The sequence below is a fragment of the Mucilaginibacter lappiensis genome, from assembly GCF_900155965.1.
In the GTDB taxonomy this organism is placed as follows: Bacteria; Bacteroidota; Bacteroidia; order Sphingobacteriales; family Sphingobacteriaceae; genus Mucilaginibacter; species Mucilaginibacter lappiensis.
Map to the genome: position 1 here is coordinate 387,804 of NZ_FTMG01000002.1, position 17,580 is coordinate 405,383.

Consider the following 17,580-nt stretch of genomic DNA (forward strand, 5'->3'; position numbering starts at 1 on the left):
CGAGGCTCGCGTTGCGGGGTTCGTGAAAAAATACGGAATGATTTACACTGACTTGGATGCTTGGAAGGAAGCGAGGATTTTAGTTAAGCTTGTTTATACAAGTATGAGCAAATTTCCAAAAGATGAAATTTTTGCGCTGCAATCGCAAATAAAGCGTGCGGCAATTTCCTTTCCATCCAATATCGCAGAGGGTTCAGGAAGAAACTATAGTAAGGATTCTTTACAGTTTTTTTATATCGCCAGAGGCTCTGCCTACGAATTAGAAACACAATTTTACCTTTCTTTTGATCTCAATTTTATAGATAAAGAAACCTTGGATACTTTATTAAATCAACTTGAAAAAGTGCGAAGGTTATTAGCAGGCCTTATTAATTATTACAAATCAAATTTAACAAAATAGGGAGGCTTCACGCAACCCGAGCCCCGGAACCCGAACCATGAAAATAACCGAACACATAGCTAATGCAGCAGGTAAAACACTTTTCTCTTTTGAGCTAATTCCACCATTAAAGGGACAAAGCATACAGGGCATTTATAATGCTATTGATCCGTTAATGGAGTTTAAGCCGCCTTTTATTGATGTGACCTCGTTGCGCGAGGATTATATTTATAAGCAGCACTCCAATGGTTTGCTGGAAAAACTGAGCTATCGTAAACGCCCGGGTACTATTGCCATTTGCGCGGCTATCATGAACCGGTATAAGGTGGATACCGTTCCGCATTTGCTTTGTGGTGGTTTCACCCGCGACGAAACGGAGAACGCCCTAATCGAGCTGGAGTTTTTAGGTATCGAAAATGTGCTGGTATTGCGCGGTGATGCCCGTAACAGCGATTCGTCTTTTGTGCCTACCCCCAATGGGCATGCTTACGCTACTGATCTGCTGCAGCAGGTAGTGAACATGAACAACGGTGTTTATTTGCATGAAGATTATGATAACATCGCCAAAACCAATTTTTGTATTGGTGTGGCAGGCTATCCCGAAAAGCATTTTGAGGCCCCCAACCTTAAAACTGACTTTAAATACCTGAAACAAAAGGTAGATATGGGTGCCAGCTTTATTGTTACCCAGATGTTTTTTGATAATCAGAAATATTTTGATTTTGTGAACAACTGCCGGGCTAATGGCATTAATGTACCTATTATACCGGGTTTAAAACCCATCACTACATCAAAGCAATTGGTTAACCTGTCAAAAACCTTCCATATTGATATGCCCGAAGATTTGTGCGATGCCATTCATGCTTGCAAATCAGAAAAAGACGTAAAAGATATGGGTATTGAGTGGATGATTAACCAATGTAAAGAACTGGTGAAATTTGGTGTGCCCGTATTGCATTTTTATACCATGAGCAACGCCGGGCCAACTAAACGGATAGCCGAGGCTATATTTTAATATCGAGCATATAACATATAAAAGGGGCCATAGCAATATGGCACCCTTATTTTATAGGATCGGTTAATAGTTATGATAAACCTAAATAATAATTTTAATACTAACAATATTTGCTTGCTAAATATTGTTAATAATTATTTATAGCGACTGCAGATACTTTTAAGGTTATTGTTTTATATTACTTGATAAGTGCCTATAATCCACCGCGTAATATTACAGTTTTTGATACGTAAAACTACGTGATATAATAATACTCCATGTCTGGGTAATATTCATTATTGGCTGTTTATGAGTTTGTTACGTGATTGTTAATGCAGGGATAAGTTTTAGGTCTCAGCCTCAGCTTGTTGAAATAATTACTAATTAATGTTAGTTTTAACAACTAAAACTCAATCCTATAATTAGTTTAATCATGGAAACAACAACTACAACACCAGAAACACAACAGGCAAGGGGCGTTATCACCGGCAATGAAGGCGCCGTGATAAGTCTTGATGAGGCTGCGCTATATACAGCCAATCATAGGCATCGCAGCCCTAAAGGCTCTGCTATTTCTCAACTTTTTGGGCAGGTTATTGTAAATAAGATCCTTGCTCAACCAGGCTGTCTTGCTCTCCGTATTTATTATGCCAACAGACAACAGCTAAGCGGCTTTCAGCGTTTTTTTGTAGCCATAGGTAATTTTTTTATCAAAACCATTGCCCATGCCGATGGTGATATGCGCTTTGTAATATCGGGTGTTACTGCAGATGGACAAGATATGCTGCCGCATGATATGAAAGGCGAAACAGTGATGTCTACAACTTTTTCAACGAGCCAAAAAACGTATAAGCTCATGAAAGCCCAAAGTGATGACAATAGTTTAGGTGATCAATCAATGCCATGCCCAGGGACTTCGGGATGTCCTTCAAATGTTTTGACAGGTGCAACAAGTTAAACGGATACAATTCGATGAATGATTATACATTAGCAATACTTTCGGTTATATCGGGAGTAATTCCGGTAATTGCGGCGATGTTTAATTACAGACAAATTGATAAAAAACTAAAAATATTTACAGCTTATTTATTGGTTTCATTTCTTTTTGATGTTGGATTTTGGCTTGCTTCACATTTCGGCATTCAAAACGATATGCCATGTGTCCATTTATATTTAGCCATTAGTCTTGTATTTTTTAGTATCATATACTATTGCTTGTTTTTTAACACTATTTTAAAGAGGACGACAGTCGCTTTAGCTGTAATAACATTAATTGCACTTTTGTATAATTCAATTAAAATTTGGACTTACCCATCCATATCAAATACTGCTTTGAGTATTTTTCTTATTGTGTTATCTCTGATATATTTTTACCAATTGTTGAACCGACAAGAATATGTATATATCGAAAAACAGGGCTGGTTCTGGATAAATGCAGGAGTATTGTTCTATTCTGCGGTAAATATTTTTATATTTATGTTGTTTAATCAGATACCTTCTGAACTAAGACCAAAGCTCTTTATGATACATAGTTCAACTAATATAATTGCTAATTTATTATATTCAACCGGATTACTTTGCAAGCCTCAGAAAACGACCTGATCCCGGTACTCATTATCGGGACTTTGGTGGTTGTTATATTAATTACTTGCCTGTTTTTCTTCGTGATCATTTATCAACGTAAAATGATAAAGAATCAGGTAGAATTACGCACGCTGCATGACCAGCGGCAAGGCGATTTGATGAACGCTGTTTTTGAAACACAGGAAAGCGAACGCAAACGCCTTGCCGAAGATCTGCATGATAGTGTGGGGCAGGTATTATCGGCCATCAAGCTCAATATGCATCGGTTGGATAAAAATTGCATCAATGAAAACTCCCAGCCCTTGCTGGCCGACACCCGCAGACTTATTGACGAAAGTATACAGGAAATACGTAATATTATCCACAATGTATTGCCCCCGGTACTCACCGATTATGGTTTTCTGATAGCTTTGGAGGCCCTGGGCAATAAAGTAGAACAAGCCACACGTATTAAAGTACGGTTTGAAAAAAAAATAAGCGACCAGCGCTTTCCTCATGAAATTGAACTGGCATTATACCGCATAGCTCAGGAACTTTTTGGCAACGCCATTAAACATGCCGATGCTACCATTATCCATCTATCGGTAAAACAGGATGGCGATTTTATGGTGATGGAATTTAAAGATAATGGTGTTGGGTTTAAATTAAATGAAGTAAAACAAGGCTTTGGTATCAAGAACCTGGAAAGCCGTGTACAACTCATCAACGGCGAAATTAATATTATAAGCAAGCCCACGGCCGGCACGTTTACAACTATAAAATTAAAAATAGCGTAATTTAGTATCAAGTCGCTAGTATCAAGTATCAAGACATTATTGTATGGCGCTGTATATGAAACTGCTGATAATCATGATGCTTGATACTAGCTACTTGATACTATTTACTATATTAGCCAACTATTTGTTATACAATGAGTACGATAAAATTAGGCATTATTGATGATCATAAAATTTTCAGGAACGGATTAAAAGCAACGCTAGAAGATTGTGAAGATTTTGACCTGATATTGGAAGCATCAAATGGCAAAGAACTGGTGGGCTTATTGGTTGATAAATCGCCGGATGTATTACTGATGGATATCAAGATGCCCGAAATGGATGGCATTCAAACGGCTGATTATGTGCATCAACACTACAAGCATATCAAGATTCTGGCATTATCCATGTTTAATGAAGATAAATATATTGTGGATATGATGAAAGCCGGGGCATCGGGCTATCTACTCAAAAATGCCGAACCGGAAGAGATCATTGACGCGATATCCACTGTGTATCATAAGGGATTTTACTTTAATGAACACCTGTCCATAACGCTCATTAAGCAATTGGTTACCAATGATCACAGCGATAGTCTCCCCAATAATAAAGCCGACCTTAACGAACGCGAAATTGAGGTGCTGAAACTGGTTTGCCAGGAATACTCCAACCAGGAAATAGCCGATAAAATATTCCTGAGCGTGCGAACCGTAGAAGGATACCGGGCTCGTTTGTTTGAAAAAACGTGCTCAAAAAACCTGGTAGGCCTGGTTATATACGCTATCAAGCGTGGTATAATCAGTGTATAGTTAGGCAGATTGTTTTTTGCCGTCGTTAAGCAGGTTACGCATAAATCTTTTGCGGTAATTAAGCGGGCTTAGGTGCATTTTAGCCTTAAACATTTTGTAAAAGTGCGATACATCGCCAAAGCCGCTTTCAAATGATATTTCTGATATGGGCTTGTCTGTTTGTACCAGCTGTTGTATAGCATAGTTTAGCCTGTACTCAATAATGGTTTCCATAAATGTTTTACGGGTTACCTTTTTAAAGTACTTGCAAAACGCGTTGGTGGTCATATTGGCTATACTTGCCGCAGCATCCAATGAAACCTGTTTCCTGAAATTCTCAACCAGATAAGCTAATACAGGGTTTATCCTTTCACGCTCGGCCAGGGAGCGCTGTGCTATTACCCGGTGCTGATCAAGCAGGATATACTCGTCAGACGATGCCATGCGCTGCAAAATTTCCAGCAGGGATATCAGTATTCTGAAGTTGCTCTTCTCGTCGGCTAGTTTTAGTAAAAGTTCTTTTACCTCTTTCTGGGTATCGGAGTGGAATAAAATGCCGCAGGCACTTTTTTGGAAAAGTTGCTTGATGTGCTGTAACTCAAATTTATTAAAAAACTCATCGCCCAAAAAAGCATCGTTAAACTGTATTACTATGGCACTGGCATCTTCAATAGGTATTTCTCCTGATTCCAGTTTCCAGCAGTGCGGAAGATTGGGGCCAAGCAATACCAGATCGCCAGAAACAAAATCTTCCATGTGGCTGCCCACATAGCGTTTGCCTGTGCCTCTTATAACACATGTCAATTCGTATTCTTCATGAAAATGGTAAGGGGCGTCAAATGCCAGTTTATCAAACTTCCTGACAAGGAAAGATTGACTGTTTGCGGGCTGAAGGACTTCGTAAGAGGCTTTGATCATTGCATATATTAACGTAAAATAATGAACTTTAGTTTGTGGTGGATAATATACGCCACTTTCCTGCCATTCACTTCATTTTTTTTTATATAAAGATAAGCTTCCTTTGAAAAAAAAGCTAATAAAATTATGATTAGTGCATCTACCTATCTGCCTGAGCTGGATGATTTTAAGAAAATACCAGCCGAAAACATTCAAGAGTTTCATGAAAAAGGACATACTTTAATCAAAAACATTCTTTCGGAAGAAGAGATAAATACCTATAGGCCTGTAATTGTGGGCGCTGCAGAAAGATATAATACAGAAAAACGCAAGCTGGAGGAGAGGGATACTTATGGGAAAGCATTTTTGCAGGTCATGAATTTGTGGCAGGTTGATGCCGATAGTAAAAAGTTTGTTACAGCCAGGCGAATGGCAAAAATAGCTGCCGATTTGATGGGTGTTGACAACGTGAGACTATATCATGATCAGGCTTTGTTTAAAGAGCCCGGCGGAGGGCCAACTCCCTGGCACCAGGATCAGTATTATTGGCCTATTGATACTCATAATACCGTAACCATGTGGATGCCGCTGGTTGATATTGATGTGGATATGGGTATGTTAACCTTTGCATCTGGCTCATATGTTAATGGCGCTGTTTTTAATCATGAAATTTCTGATGAATCGGAAACGTTGTTTGATGATTATGTGAAGCAAAAGCAATTTGAAATTAGTCGGGCCAAAACCATGAAGGCCGGCGATGCTACCTGGCACCGTGGTTTTACTATACACAACGCGCCTGGTAATCATTCGGATCAAATGCGGCAGGTAATGACTATTATTTATATTGCCGATGGGGCCCGGATAACCCCTTACAAAAATGAATGGCAAAAAAATGATCATGAAAAATGGCTCATGGGCAAACCCATAGGTGGGTTGATCGACTCGGAAATGAATCCGAAACTATTATAATGTTTTTATCCTAACCATGATTTTCTGCTTAAAAGATGGTTTACACTTTAAACCCATTATGTGATGATTTTAGAATATAATTTATTGATTATCAGTCATATATATTAATGTTAACCATAAAAAGTGTAAACCATGTAAACCCACTTTTGTAACAAAAGGGACTCCTGTTCAAAAATTTATGCTGCTACCCAAATAGCGTCAATAAACCATTTTTTGGTATCGAAAAATTGACCTACCGGTACAAAGCCCGTATTGATAGCTATTTGATCGGCCTGCATAATGGTGAATTTTTGAGATATCTCCATGTAGATATATTCATCCTTTAAAAACGCTATGGTTTCTTTGCCATTGATAGTTACCCGCTGGTCAGCTGTGCTGATCAGGTAGCTTTTACAGGCCCCTGTTTCCGGATCATAGGTAGGGTAATGTTCAAATTTAGAGACGTCAAAATTGGAGTTCAGCTCCCGGTTAATACGCTCCAGCAAATTAAGATTAAACCGTTTGGTAATACCTTCTTTGTCATTATAAGCGGCCAGCACCACTTTGGGATCTTTCTTGAGATCCATCCCAATCAGGGCCATATCGCCTGGTGATAAATGTTTACGCAGTTCCCTGCAAAATTCGATGGCATCGTTTATAGGCATGTTGCCAATGTTTGATCCCAGGAACAAAACCACCTTGCGTCTGGAGGAAATAGAAGCTGCTTTGGTGAGCATATGAAAATATTCGCCGTTTAGTCCTGTGATTTGCAGGCCCGGTAAGGTAACTGGCAGGGTCATATTCAGGTAGGCTATTACGTTCTCTGAAATATCGATAGGTAAATAGGTAAAATCGGCCTTTTTCTCCAGTAAATATTTAAGCAGATAGGTTGATTTCGTAGCATCACCGGCACCTAATTCAATCAGGTCAAAAGCATCGCCATCGGCAATAAGGGCATCCGCAATTTCGGCAGTTTTTTCAGAGAATATCTCCAGCTCGCAATCAGTAGGATAATATTCCGGGCTGTTCATCAGCTCCTGAAAAAGTTTATCGCCATTGGCATCATAAAAATATTTTGAGTTTAACCGTTTGGGTGTTGATTTTAAACCGGTTATCACATCATTGTAAAACAAAACTGTTTTTGTTTTTGATGGGTCATTCAAGTCCGTATGTGCTAAGGTTGAGTCCATATCAATATATTTGTGCAATTACCGTGCAAGCCTGATACCGGTAAACTGCCAGCGTAAATTTGTTTGAAAAAAATTGCGATAGGTAATGCGGCTATGTCCCGGAGATGTAGCTTCAGAAGCGCCACGCAGTACTTTTTGGTTAACCATAAATTTGCCGTTATACTCACCAATGGCACCCGGGGCTTTTGCAAAGCCCGGATAAGGCAGGTAGGAACTTTCTGTCCATTCCCAACTCTTGCCCCAGCTAAATTGGGTTGCGGCGGCCTCCCATTCAAACTCTGTTGGTAAACGGAGCCCCTTCCAGGAAGCGTATGCATAAGCTTCAAAATAACTAATGTGACACACCGGATTGTTCGGGTTAAGCAATTCCAGACCATGGAAGGTATAGTTATGCCACTCCTCATCAATCAAATGCCAGTAAAGGGGTGACTCAACCTTGTTGATTTTAACCCAATCCCAGCCCTCCGCATGCCAATAGCGAAAATCATGATAACCGCCGCTATTGATAAACTCCAGGTACTCGGCATTGGTAACCAGGTTAGGGCTTATTTCATAAGCGTTCAAATAAACCTTGTGACGATTTAGCTCATTGTCAAAACAAAATCCCTCACCGGTAAATCCTATCTCATAAATTCCCTCGTTTACCTTAATAAAATCAATAGCTGCGGTAATCATCTTTGGCGATACATAGCTGCTTGAGTATGGTGGAAACAAAGGGTTGTGACCTAAAATATATTTAATATCGGTCAGTAACAATTCCTGGTGTTGCTCTTCGTGATTGAAGCCTAATATCAGGAGTTCTTTAACATCGGTAGCGGGCTCGGTACTCAGGAATTTTTCCATGGCTTCATCTACATATGCCCGGTACTGGTAAATATCGTTAACTGTTGGGCGGCTTAAATTGCCCCGGTCTGTACGGATAACGCGGTTGCCAACGGTTTCGTAATAGCTGTTGAATACATAGTTGTAATTAGGATTGAATTCCTGGTAGCCCATAAAATAAGGCTTCAGGATAAAAGTTTCAAAAAACCAGGTAGTATGGCCGATGTGCCACTTAGGCGGACTAACATCTACCACAGGCTGTACCACGTAGTCTTCTGTTTGCAAAGGACTACAAATGTATTCGGTACGTTGACGTACTTTTTTATAACAATCAACTAAATTCATGGAACTATTTACTATTCAAATATCGTTTGAGGTTAGAAATTGTTTTAATATTTAAACTTTTGGCTTGCTGCTCTCTCATCATTAAGGCATAAGCGTTATTGAATCCGATAGGTTTTAGCCAGCTTACCTGGTATTGTTTTTTAAATTCCCGTTGCACATAATTGTAAGTGCTGTCCTTATTTTTAGTTACCTCATTTATTGTTTTTGACGAGGCTTGTAATATGGCCAGTAAACCCGTCCCCGTGTATTCGGGGTAAAAGTCTATCTGGTCATTAGTTAAGGCGTCGAAACAAATTTTTGTTCCGCCAAGTCCTGTTTTTGTTGATACGCCATAATCAGTATATCCTTTTATAAGCATACTGTACATATTGGCCAGTATATATTGTTCGCCAAATATTTTGGAACCGATGCGTACAGTGTTCTCTTCATTGCTCTTGCGGGCGGGTTTAAATAGCTTATGATTTACTAAGAAATCCTTAGCCACCCGCTCCGGGCTTTGGTGAAGATAGTCAGTACGGTAATTTAAATCGGTCATCACGGAATCATTTATTTTGCCGGATAGTAAATTCAGCGTTTGCTCTAACTTCGGAAATTTCTTCAATGCATCCTCCCTTATAATTGGCGCGGCATAATACGGGGGGAATATGCCTTTATCATCATCCAGCACTACCAGTCCGTACGCTTTTAACCGTCCGTCGGTAGAGTATCCGCTGATCACATCCAGTTCTTTTTGATAGGCTGCTTTGTACATCACGGCGTCACTGATTACAATGGTATGGATCTTTAGTCCATATTTACTTTCCAAACCCAGATTGCCATCCTGCCGGCCCATAAACTCGGGCGTAAAGCCTGCGGTGAGTTTGCTGCCGTATGCAGTAGGAATAAAATAAAAGGACGATAACAAGAGCAATACAATGGGCAATGCATAGCTGCTGCGCCTTAATTTTCTGAAATTTAGCTTTTGTACCAATGATAGCAGGAAATCGAAAATAATGGCCAATAAAGCTGCTGGAATAGCTCCGGCAAGGATCATGTTGGTATTGTTGAGCGATATGCCACCGAAAATAAACTCGCCTAAGCCACCCGCTGCTATGAATGATGCCAGTGTTGCTACACCAACATTGATGACCGTGGCGGTGCGGATACCCGCCAAAATAACCGGCATAGCCAGGGGAAGCTCTACCTTGATTAGTATTTGCCATTTACTCATGCCCATGGCCATGGCGGCTTCTTTCACGGCAGCATCAATACCAGTAATGCCGGTATAGGTATTCCGGATAATGGGTAGCAGGGCATATAATAACAAAGCAACAATGGCCGGTTTAGGTCCAATTCCTAAAAGGGGAATCATAAATCCCAGCAGGGCTATACTCGGAATGGTTTGCAGTACCCCGGCAAAACCCAAAACCGTACCGGAAAGCTTTCTTTTACGGGCGATAATAACGCCCAAGGGCAAACCTACAAGTACTGCGAAAAAGAGCGATATAAAGGTAAGCCCGATATGCTGCATGGTTTGCACAGCCAGCTTATCGGCCTGCTGTTGCATGAATTCCAGTAAGGTTTGCTGATGTTCATTCATGCCCTTGCCTGTTCTTGTATTGATTAAAAGCCGACATGAGTTGCTCAAACCCAACGATTTTTATTTCACTTTTATCTTTGCTGATGTTGACAGTCTCTGAGTCAATAAACTTAAAATGCTCCAGTGCAGTCCACAGATCGCTGTCGGTTGATAATGATGACGTATGAGCTTCCTGATGGTGATTCGGTAACAGATCCCAAATATCCAGCAGCCGTATCGCTTTAAATTCTAACTGCAGGCGCTGGTCTTTCAGGAAATCCTTTACAAATTTATTAGCCGGCTTAAACAGCAAATCAGCAGGAGTGCTTGATTGTATGATCTTTCCCTGGTCCATAAGGCATATCCTATCACCCAGTTCAAAAGCTTCCTGAACGTCATGGGTAACCATGATAATGGTTTTTCTTTTCAACTCATCAAGCGCTTTAAATTCCTTATGAATAGCGGCTCGCGTAACATTATCTAAAGAACCAAAAGGTTCATCCATCAATAAAACCGGCGGATCAGATACTAAAGCCCTGGCCAAGCCGATGCGTTGTTGCTGGCCCCCGCTTAGTTCATTGGGGTAAGCATGCAGATAATCGGAGCCTAGGTGAAGTTTCTCCATTAGCTCAGCAGTACGATTGGTTATTTTCTTTTTATCCCACTTTAATAATTGAGGCACTATAGCAATGTTTTCGGCCACAGTATAATGCGGAAAAAGGCCATTGTTTTGTAAAACATAACCAATGCTGCGCCTTAATATTTCCGGTTGCTCATCAGTGATATTTTTTCCGTTGATGAAAATGCTGCCTGAAGTAGGCTCAATAAGCCGGTTGATCATTTTAAGCGTAGTGGTTTTGCCGCAACCACTGGTACCTAACAAAATAAAGTTCTCTTGTTCCTGAACTTCAAAGTTGATGGTATCAACCGCTTTAACTTTACCGAAGTGTTTGCTTACGTCTTTAACCTTTATCATAAGCGGGGACTAATCCTCGAGGGTTATAAACAAATTATTTAATGACTCTGAATACAGTGGATGGGCAAACACACAATAACGTATCCGGTCGTAAGTAATACCGCCCTCCATAGCCATTTGCAATACGGTCATAATCTCACCGCCTTCGGGCCCTAAAACGTTGGCGCCTAATATCTTTTTTGTTTTGGTGTCAACAATGGCCTTCATAAAACCGCGGGTATCACCGGTTTCTATGGCGCGGGCTACATGGGCCATGGGTAATTTGGCTACTTTGTAATTCAATCCTTGTTTTTTAGCCTCGGTTTCATCTAGTCCTACCCTGCCCAATTGCGGATCGGTGAACATGCAATAAGGTACAGGACGGTCGTTTATATTCAGATCTTGTTTTTCGATCAGGTTTCGGTAAACAATAGTAAAATCGTTATACGAAATATGTGTAAAAGCCGGACCTCCTTTTGCATCACCAAGGGCATAGATGCCGGGAGTGGTGGTTTCCAGTTTGTTATTTACTTTAATATTTCCTTTTTCGTCTGTAGCTACCCCTGTTTTGGATAGATTAAGAGCTTCTGTTTGAGGAGTGCGACCAACTGCAACTAATACATGAGTACATTTGATCTTTTTTTCTTCGCCATTTACAGAAATGGTGGCGGTTATTTTGCCACTCTTATTCTGCTTAAATCCGGTAGCCTGCGTTTGATTATAAATAGTAATCGCCTCTGCCTCCAGTATCTTTTGCATTTCGGCAGAGATATCCTCGTCTTCGCGCGATACAATCCTCGCTGATCTTTCCAGTATAGTAACCTTACTCCCAAACCGACGGAACATCTGCCCAAACTCCAGGCCGATATAATTGCCCCCCAATATCAATAAATGCTCAGGAACGTAATCCAGGTCAAGTATGGTTGTTGATGTGAGATAGTTAATATCATGCAGACCTTCTATTTCTGGAACAAAGGGCTTTGCTCCCGGATTCAGAAATATAAGATCTGCTTGCAGGGTCTGTTTTTTACCACTATTTAAGTTTACCGAAATGGTTTTATGATCAGTGAAAGTGGCTTCGCCAAACAGTACATCCAAATTGGGCGTTTTTTCAGCAGCGTGCAGTCCCCCATTGCGCGAACGAAGCACAATCTCGTCTTTACGCTTTTTTATTTGGGGCATGTTAACCGAAAACTTTTTTACCAATATGCCAAGCTCCGCACTTTTGGTTGCCATATAAGCTGCTTTTGCCGATGCCACCATGGTTTTTGTAGGTGTACAGCCATCGTTTACGCAGGTGCCGCCATAAAACCGTTTTTCAATAATGGCGGTTTTTTTGCCTGCGTTGGCCAGCTTTTTAGCCAATGGGCCGCCTGCCTGCCCGGCGCCGATGATAATGGCATCGTATTTCTTCATGTTTATTCGGTTACTTTAACACCTTTCCAAAAGGCCACATAGTTGGTAATATGACTGGCAGCTTCCTTTGGTTGTGGGTAATACCATGCGGCATCCTGATTTTTTTTACCATCAACATTCAGGGTATAATAAGATGCCAGGCCTTTCCATGGACAAGTAGTATGGGTATCGGTATTTTCAAGATATTCGGCTTTGACACTTTCTATAGGGAAATAGTGATTGTTTTCGACTACGATGGTATCATTGCTTTCGGCTATGATCTGATCGTTCCAGATTGCTTTCATAAAGTATGTTTTATTTATTTATAAAGATAGCTTTAACATGCCAAAGATTTACAATGATAAAAGCACGATTTTGTTTGAAACCCCTTTAAAACAGGCCGTATTTATAGCTAAAATATTTTTTTTAAATTTTATTTTTAATTTATCAGTAAAGCTATATCTTTGCAATCCCAAAACAAGGGAAAATAAATAAAAATGGCCCGTTCGTCTAGGGGTTAGGACGTTAGATTTTCATTCTAGAAACAGGGGTTCGATTCCCCTACGGGCTACTAAGATTATAACTACTTGACTATCAAGTAGTTATTTTTGTTTTAGGGAATATGAACCTGAATATTCCTTAAAATACAAGTTGTTGACAATTAGTACATTACAATAATTTTCCTACATCCATCGGCTTAGATTAGAGCCATTTTTCTTCAAAAAGTGAGTAAAACGGTGAGTGCTTTGAAGCTAAATTATAGTTGAAAAGCACGTAGAAACCACCCCCTTCGTGTATTTAGTTAAGGTATGCGTTAAGCTGATAATTACATTTATGGCTTGCTTTCGGCACAACTAAATCATTACCAACATTTAAAAATTGGCAAAACCTTAATGATCATGTTATCAAATTTGAACTAGTTCTTCTTCAGTCAGCATTATACATGGTAAACAATGCGGAACTGTGGTGAAACAAGGACTTTTCTGTTGATTTAGGCTAAAGCTTAATTTGCGGCTTTTTTAATATTTAAAAATGATAACAAACTACACCTTACTTTTCTATCTAAAAAAGCCTAAGAAATATGAATCAGGGCCAATGCCCATTTACATGAGAATCAAAGTAAACGGTAAAAGTGCAGAGATCTCAGTATGCCGGAAAGCTTCTCCTGATCGCTGGTGTTCAAAATCTCACCGGGAGAATGGTACTAAAGACAGCACTAAAGGGTTGAACTCTTACCTGGATAACCTACAAAAGCTATTGGCAGAAGCTCACCTCAAGCTAATGCATGAGCGAAAAAAGATAACCGCCCTGAGCTTAAAAAATAAATTCCTGGACCGGAATGATAAGTACTACTTAATACTTGAGCTTTTTAAAGCTCATAATGCAGAAATGGAATCTATGCTCGGGGTTGAATTTGAGCCAAATACATTAAAAGGGTATAAAACCAGTTTAGGGCATTTACAGAACTATATTAAAACAAAATACAAAAAAGCAGACTTGGAGATTGACCGGCTGGATTATTCATTTATTCGCGATTATGATTATTATTTAAAAAAGGAAGCTAAGTGTCTACCCGTAACCGTGGCAAAATACATTAAGCATCTCAAGAAAATCGTCAATCATTGTTTAAAAACCAAACTATTAAAGGAGAATCCTTTCTCAGAATATAAACCTAAACTCAAGATAAGAGAAAGAGATTTTCTTACACAGGAGCAGTTAGACAGAATCATCACCAGGGAAATAGAATCACAACGTGTGGAACAAGTTCGGGATATCTTCGTCTTTTGTTGTTATACAGGATTGTCTTATGCAGATGTGAAAAAGCTAAGCAGAAATGAGATCGTGCCTGGCATTGACGGAGAACAGTGGATAATGACCACCAGGAAAAAGACAGAGACCTCGTCAAAGATACCCTTATTAAAGCCAGCCTTAGTTATTATTGAAAAGTATAAAGATCACCCACGTTGTGAAAATGATGGTATTGTGCTACCGGTGTTAAGCAATCAAAAAATGAATAGCTATCTGAAGGAGATAGCTAAGGAATGCGACATCACTCAGAACCTTACTTTCCATCTCGCCCGGCATACCTTTGCAACAACAGTAACTTTAACAAATGGTGTTCCCATAGAAAGTGTGAGTAAAATGCTCGGGCATCTGGATATAAAAACTACGCAGCATTATGCTAAGGTTATTGATCTGAAAATAAGTAAGGATATGCAAGCACTTCGAAAAATACTTGACGAGCAAGTAGATTAATCAAACTCAACTATTTTACAAAATAGTTGAGTTTATAGGACTCATAATTCTTTTGGTACCTGGTTCGAGCCCAGGTGGGCGCACAAATTGGAAAGAGTAATCCTTTCCAAGCAAATAAGTCGTTTCTCCGGGAGGAGAGCGGCTTTTTTGTATCAAAAACGCAGTTTTTTTCTCGCGGCATCTGACGGGTGATTACCACAGGTTCAGTCAGATCTTACATAATATCTTGTTTAAAGATTTAAGTTATGGCAAGAGTCAGCGCCGTGATTCTTAAACACCACGAATTGAAGGACGGGGACCTTTAATGTCAAGATCCGAGGATGCGCCCTTATACGCCAAGCGGAAGAATGAGCCGAGGCACTGCCCCCACATATCAATCAGGCAGAATATTTTATGCCGGAATTTTCGCTGGAGATGAACTTGGAACATTATATAGACAATTTACTAAACCAGCATTTACAGGGAAAGGAAACGGCTTCATTCCGAAAAAAAATGGAAAAAGCGATGATCAATGGCATCGCATTCGGGATGCAGATGAATCATTTGGCCGTATAGCTTTCAAACGCCCGCTTGCCGAGATCCTTGGTCAGCCAAGCGGTATTAGCGCTATTCGTAATACGATCACTAACAAGGTATTGCCTGAGCTGACCGGCGGCGGCAAGATCCTGAATAATAATATTCCTGAAAAGATACTCATTGATGCCGGACTGAAACCGGACCAATATTTAAAACTCGACACACCAGATAATAACAAGCAAAGAAAACCTTGGGAAGGTGGCGATGAGCATCGGACAAGGGTTTGAAACTATGAGTTGCACCTTGGTTTGTCCGTTTATCCGTGCGAATCTTATGAGTTCTATAATTATAACAGGAAGATTTAATGATCCTTAATGATTACCGTAGTATAATACCTATTTTTAGTCAACAAACCTCAGTTATGTCACTTAGAAATATTATAGAAAGAAACCAAACTGATATTGCATTCATTGTCGGCAATGGTATCAATAGATTCCCTAATAATCCGGATGCAATTTCATGGGATCATCTTCTCCTTAAACTGTGGCAAAAGTTCGCACCTGATGTTTTCAAAGGGGACAGGGTTCCGAAGGGTATTACGTTAACAGAATTTTACGACCTCTTAGATCTTTCTAATGCCCAACTTGAACCTACACAAAATTATGCCATTCAAAAAGAAGCTGCATCGATAATGAATGACTGGAATTTTCGCCCGCATCACGGGGTGTTTATTTTAAAAGCCATTGAGCTTAACGCACCTGTGTTAACGACGAATTTTGATATGATATTGCCTGCCGCAGGCAACTTGGAGCAATATTATATGTCCAGTAAATCTTTTACAGACTTTTATCCCTGGACGACTTATTATGGTTTAGAACAGCATGCGTCACCGACTGACGGTTTCGGTGTCTGGTACATTAACGGGTTTGTAAAGTATTATCGCAGTATCAGATTAGGGTTGACACATTATATGGGATGTGTGGAACGGGCGCGTGAGTTTTTGCATAAGGGTGAAAACAATCCTTTCAATGGAAAAAATCAGCAGGAATGGCGGGGATTTAACACATGGCTCCATATTATTTTCAATAAGAACCTTTGCATTTTAGGGTTATCGCTGGAAGAGAACGAAGTTTTTATACGTTGGTTGCTTATTGAGCGAGCACGATACTTTAAGAAATTTCCTGACCGGGCTAAAAAAGGTTGGTACGTTGCATCGGCAAATCCTGACGATGCATTGGAAGGAAAAAAAATGTTTATGCGGAGCGTTGGGTTAGAATTTATAGAAACTGAGAACTATGACGAAATTTACGATACACCATGGAGATAAGAAAGCCTAACCCATTTCGTGAGAAGCAAAAAGAATATCGTGATGTTGTTTTTGACAACAAAAACCAGGTGGCGTTTGGTGTTGAATGGGTAATTCGTGTTATATTGATTTACACGCCATGGTGGTTTTTTCCTGGAAATTGGATCAAGGCAGCAACAGATCGCCCCCACATTTTTGTGCGCCGGATACTTATTGATATTTATGTAATTGCTAAAGTTGTAATTTCCTGGGGGCTTATTACGCATCAGTATGCCGACAACTGGTATGTGACACTAATACTCGTTTGGCTTGCAATAGAAACGATTTATGCTTTGCTGGGTGGTGTCTTTCTCCGGGACGTTTGGAGTGAGCCGTTCAGTTATCAGCGGAACCTGACCTTAATGTTGATCAACTATATTGAAATATGTCTGTGCTTTGCTGCGTTCTACACTTTTAAAGAACATCAGGTCAATAATGCAGGACGTTCTTTATTTGTGATTAATGACAGTTTGATCAGTGCAGACAAGCATTTGACATCGTCTCAGGCTATTTATTTCAGTTTTGTTACCGCAGCAACGATAGGATACGGAGATATCAGCCCTAAAGATGAATCCATTCAGCATATCGTAATCTTGCAGATCATGCTTTCGTTGTCTTTTATTGTAATGTTCATCGCTAATGTTTCAGGAAAACTAGGAACAGGGGCTTTTGCAGCTGCATCCCAAAATGCCAGCCAAACTACTCCAACCGAAGGCCCCGACGGTTAATTAATGAAATTTTCAACACAAATTATTTATGTCAATAAATTACTAAAATAATTAGTATTTTCGTGCGTTTATCTTGAATTGTATTTGCCTCAGACATGCAAGGCATTAATGCTTTTCAAAGCATT

18 protein-coding genes and 1 tRNA gene are annotated in these 17,580 nt (G+C 39.9%); 12 read left to right on the forward strand and 7 right to left on the reverse strand.

All coding sequences use genetic code 11. The features are described 5' to 3' along the window. Positions 1 to 37 precede the first annotated feature (37 nt). The 6 genes from BW976_RS05860 (at position 38) to BW976_RS05885 (ending at position 4,521) form a co-directional block, all read left to right on the forward strand. A complete protein-coding gene (locus BW976_RS05860; protein ID WP_139332210.1) occupies positions 38 to 400 on the forward strand; it encodes a four helix bundle protein in 363 nt (120 codons plus the stop codon). Between the two features lie 37 nt (positions 401 to 437). Next, a complete protein-coding gene (metF, locus tag BW976_RS05865; protein ID WP_076371367.1) occupies positions 438 to 1,394 on the forward strand; it encodes a methylenetetrahydrofolate reductase [NAD(P)H] in 957 nt (318 codons plus the stop codon). A gap of 412 nt (positions 1,395 to 1,806) precedes the next feature. Beyond that, positions 1,807 to 2,331, forward strand: a complete 525-nt coding sequence (locus tag BW976_RS05870) for a hypothetical protein (RefSeq protein ID WP_076371369.1) — start codon at positions 1,807 to 1,809, stop codon at positions 2,329 to 2,331. A 14-nt stretch (positions 2,332 to 2,345) separates the two neighbouring features. Beyond that, positions 2,346 to 2,975, forward strand: coding sequence for a hypothetical protein (locus BW976_RS05875; protein ID WP_076371371.1), 630 nt, complete (start codon positions 2,346 to 2,348; stop codon positions 2,973 to 2,975). Beyond that, the gene (locus BW976_RS05880; RefSeq protein ID WP_076371373.1) at positions 2,951 to 3,733 is read left to right on the forward strand and encodes a sensor histidine kinase; all 783 of its coding nucleotides are present in this window, start codon (positions 2,951 to 2,953) and stop codon (positions 3,731 to 3,733) included. The genes BW976_RS05875 and BW976_RS05880 overlap by 25 nt, the downstream gene beginning before the upstream one ends. A gap of 134 nt (positions 3,734 to 3,867) precedes the next feature. Continuing rightward, positions 3,868 to 4,521 carry a response regulator transcription factor gene (locus BW976_RS05885; RefSeq protein WP_076371375.1) on the forward strand — a complete coding sequence of 218 codons (654 nt, stop codon included), beginning with the start codon at positions 3,868 to 3,870 and terminating at the stop codon, positions 4,519 to 4,521. Here the strand turns inward: BW976_RS05885 and BW976_RS05890 are convergent, their stop codons facing one another. Further along, entirely contained in the window at positions 4,522 to 5,418 is an 897-nt protein-coding gene (locus BW976_RS05890; RefSeq protein WP_084192081.1) for an AraC family transcriptional regulator, read from the reverse strand. Positions 5,419 to 5,544: 126 nt separating this feature from the next. Here BW976_RS05890 and BW976_RS05895 point away from each other — a divergent pair, with 126 nt between their 5' ends. After that, the gene (locus tag BW976_RS05895) at positions 5,545 to 6,366 is read left to right on the forward strand and encodes a phytanoyl-CoA dioxygenase family protein (protein ID WP_076371377.1); all 822 of its coding nucleotides are present in this window, start codon (positions 5,545 to 5,547) and stop codon (positions 6,364 to 6,366) included. 176 nt (positions 6,367 to 6,542) lie between these two features. Here the strand turns inward: BW976_RS05895 and BW976_RS05900 are convergent, their stop codons facing one another. Genes BW976_RS05900 through BW976_RS05925 form a run of 6 tightly spaced genes read right to left on the reverse strand, consistent with a single transcriptional unit; the run spans position 6,543 to position 12,915 of the window. Next, entirely contained in the window at positions 6,543 to 7,535 is a 993-nt protein-coding gene (locus tag BW976_RS05900; protein WP_076371883.1) for an L-histidine N(alpha)-methyltransferase, read from the reverse strand. Between the two features lie 18 nt (positions 7,536 to 7,553). Further along, a complete protein-coding gene (gene egtB, locus BW976_RS05905; RefSeq protein WP_076371379.1) occupies positions 7,554 to 8,702 on the reverse strand; it encodes an ergothioneine biosynthesis protein EgtB in 1,149 nt (382 codons plus the stop codon). Positions 8,703 to 8,706: 4 nt separating this feature from the next. After that, complete coding sequence (locus tag BW976_RS05910) at positions 8,707 to 10,281, reverse strand: ABC transporter permease/substrate-binding protein (RefSeq protein ID WP_076371381.1); 1,575 nt, start codon at positions 10,279 to 10,281, stop codon at positions 8,707 to 8,709. After that, a complete protein-coding gene (locus BW976_RS05915; RefSeq protein WP_076371383.1) occupies positions 10,274 to 11,236 on the reverse strand; it encodes an ABC transporter ATP-binding protein in 963 nt (320 codons plus the stop codon). The genes BW976_RS05910 and BW976_RS05915 overlap by 8 nt, the downstream gene beginning before the upstream one ends. Positions 11,237 to 11,245: 9 nt before the next feature. Further along, on the reverse strand, positions 11,246 to 12,631 hold the full coding sequence (locus BW976_RS05920; RefSeq protein WP_076371385.1) for a mercuric reductase: 1,386 nt from the start codon (positions 12,629 to 12,631) through the stop codon (positions 11,246 to 11,248). A gap of 2 nt (positions 12,632 to 12,633) precedes the next feature. Next, positions 12,634 to 12,915, reverse strand: a complete 282-nt coding sequence (locus BW976_RS05925; protein ID WP_076371387.1) for a DUF427 domain-containing protein — start codon at positions 12,913 to 12,915, stop codon at positions 12,634 to 12,636. A 194-nt stretch (positions 12,916 to 13,109) separates the two neighbouring features. Here BW976_RS05925 and BW976_RS05930 point away from each other — a divergent pair. The 5 genes from BW976_RS05930 (at position 13,110) to BW976_RS05950 (ending at position 17,455) form a co-directional block, all read left to right on the forward strand. Further along, positions 13,110 to 13,181: transfer RNA gene (locus BW976_RS05930), tRNA-Glu, on the forward strand. 461 nt (positions 13,182 to 13,642) lie between these two features. Continuing rightward, entirely contained in the window at positions 13,643 to 14,866 is a 1,224-nt protein-coding gene (locus tag BW976_RS05935) for a site-specific integrase (RefSeq protein WP_076371389.1), read from the forward strand. A 320-nt stretch (positions 14,867 to 15,186) separates the two neighbouring features. Continuing rightward, the gene (locus tag BW976_RS05940; RefSeq protein ID WP_076371391.1) at positions 15,187 to 15,669 is read left to right on the forward strand and encodes a hypothetical protein; all 483 of its coding nucleotides are present in this window, start codon (positions 15,187 to 15,189) and stop codon (positions 15,667 to 15,669) included. Positions 15,670 to 15,803: 134 nt separating this feature from the next. Continuing rightward, positions 15,804 to 16,709 (forward strand): hypothetical protein, encoded by a 906-nt coding sequence (locus BW976_RS05945; RefSeq protein ID WP_076371885.1) that lies wholly within the window; start codon positions 15,804 to 15,806, stop codon positions 16,707 to 16,709. After that, positions 16,700 to 17,455, forward strand: coding sequence for a potassium channel family protein (locus BW976_RS05950; protein ID WP_076371393.1), 756 nt, complete (start codon positions 16,700 to 16,702; stop codon positions 17,453 to 17,455). The genes BW976_RS05945 and BW976_RS05950 overlap by 10 nt, the downstream gene beginning before the upstream one ends. The last annotated feature ends 125 nt before the right edge of the window (positions 17,456 to 17,580 follow it).

Bases quoted from the DNA above. Each gene is read 5' to 3' on its own strand.
- BW976_RS05940 (WP_076371391.1), top strand. From the start codon at position 15,187: ATGCGCCCTTATACGCCAAGCGGAAGAATGAGCCGAGGCACTGCCCCC.
- BW976_RS05910 (WP_076371381.1), bottom strand. From the start codon at position 10,281: ATGAATGAACATCAGCAAACCTTACTGGAATTCATGCAACAGCAGGCC.
- BW976_RS05915 (WP_076371383.1), bottom strand. From the start codon at position 11,236: ATGATAAAGGTTAAAGACGTAAGCAAACACTTCGGTAAAGTTAAAGCG.
- BW976_RS05875 (WP_076371371.1), top strand. From the start codon at position 2,346: ATGAATGATTATACATTAGCAATACTTTCGGTTATATCGGGAGTAATT.
- BW976_RS05900 (WP_076371883.1), bottom strand. From the start codon at position 7,535: ATGGACTCAACCTTAGCACATACGGACTTGAATGACCCATCAAAAACA.
- BW976_RS05920 (WP_076371385.1), bottom strand. From the start codon at position 12,631: ATGAAGAAATACGATGCCATTATCATCGGCGCCGGGCAGGCAGGCGGC.
- egtB (WP_076371379.1), bottom strand. From the start codon at position 8,702: ATGAATTTAGTTGATTGTTATAAAAAAGTACGTCAACGTACCGAATAC.
- metF (WP_076371367.1), top strand. From the start codon at position 438: ATGAAAATAACCGAACACATAGCTAATGCAGCAGGTAAAACACTTTTC.
- BW976_RS05895 (WP_076371377.1), top strand. From the start codon at position 5,545: ATGATTAGTGCATCTACCTATCTGCCTGAGCTGGATGATTTTAAGAAA.
- BW976_RS05870 (WP_076371369.1), top strand. From the start codon at position 1,807: ATGGAAACAACAACTACAACACCAGAAACACAACAGGCAAGGGGCGTT.
- BW976_RS05950 (WP_076371393.1), top strand. From the start codon at position 16,700: ATGGAGATAAGAAAGCCTAACCCATTTCGTGAGAAGCAAAAAGAATAT.
- BW976_RS05945 (WP_076371885.1), top strand. From the start codon at position 15,804: ATGTCACTTAGAAATATTATAGAAAGAAACCAAACTGATATTGCATTC.
- BW976_RS05935 (WP_076371389.1), top strand. From the start codon at position 13,643: ATGATAACAAACTACACCTTACTTTTCTATCTAAAAAAGCCTAAGAAA.
- BW976_RS05925 (WP_076371387.1), bottom strand. From the start codon at position 12,915: ATGAAAGCAATCTGGAACGATCAGATCATAGCCGAAAGCAATGATACC.
- BW976_RS05890 (WP_084192081.1), bottom strand. From the start codon at position 5,418: ATGATCAAAGCCTCTTACGAAGTCCTTCAGCCCGCAAACAGTCAATCT.
- BW976_RS05885 (WP_076371375.1), top strand. From the start codon at position 3,868: ATGAGTACGATAAAATTAGGCATTATTGATGATCATAAAATTTTCAGG.
- BW976_RS05860 (WP_139332210.1), top strand. From the start codon at position 38: ATGATTTACACTGACTTGGATGCTTGGAAGGAAGCGAGGATTTTAGTT.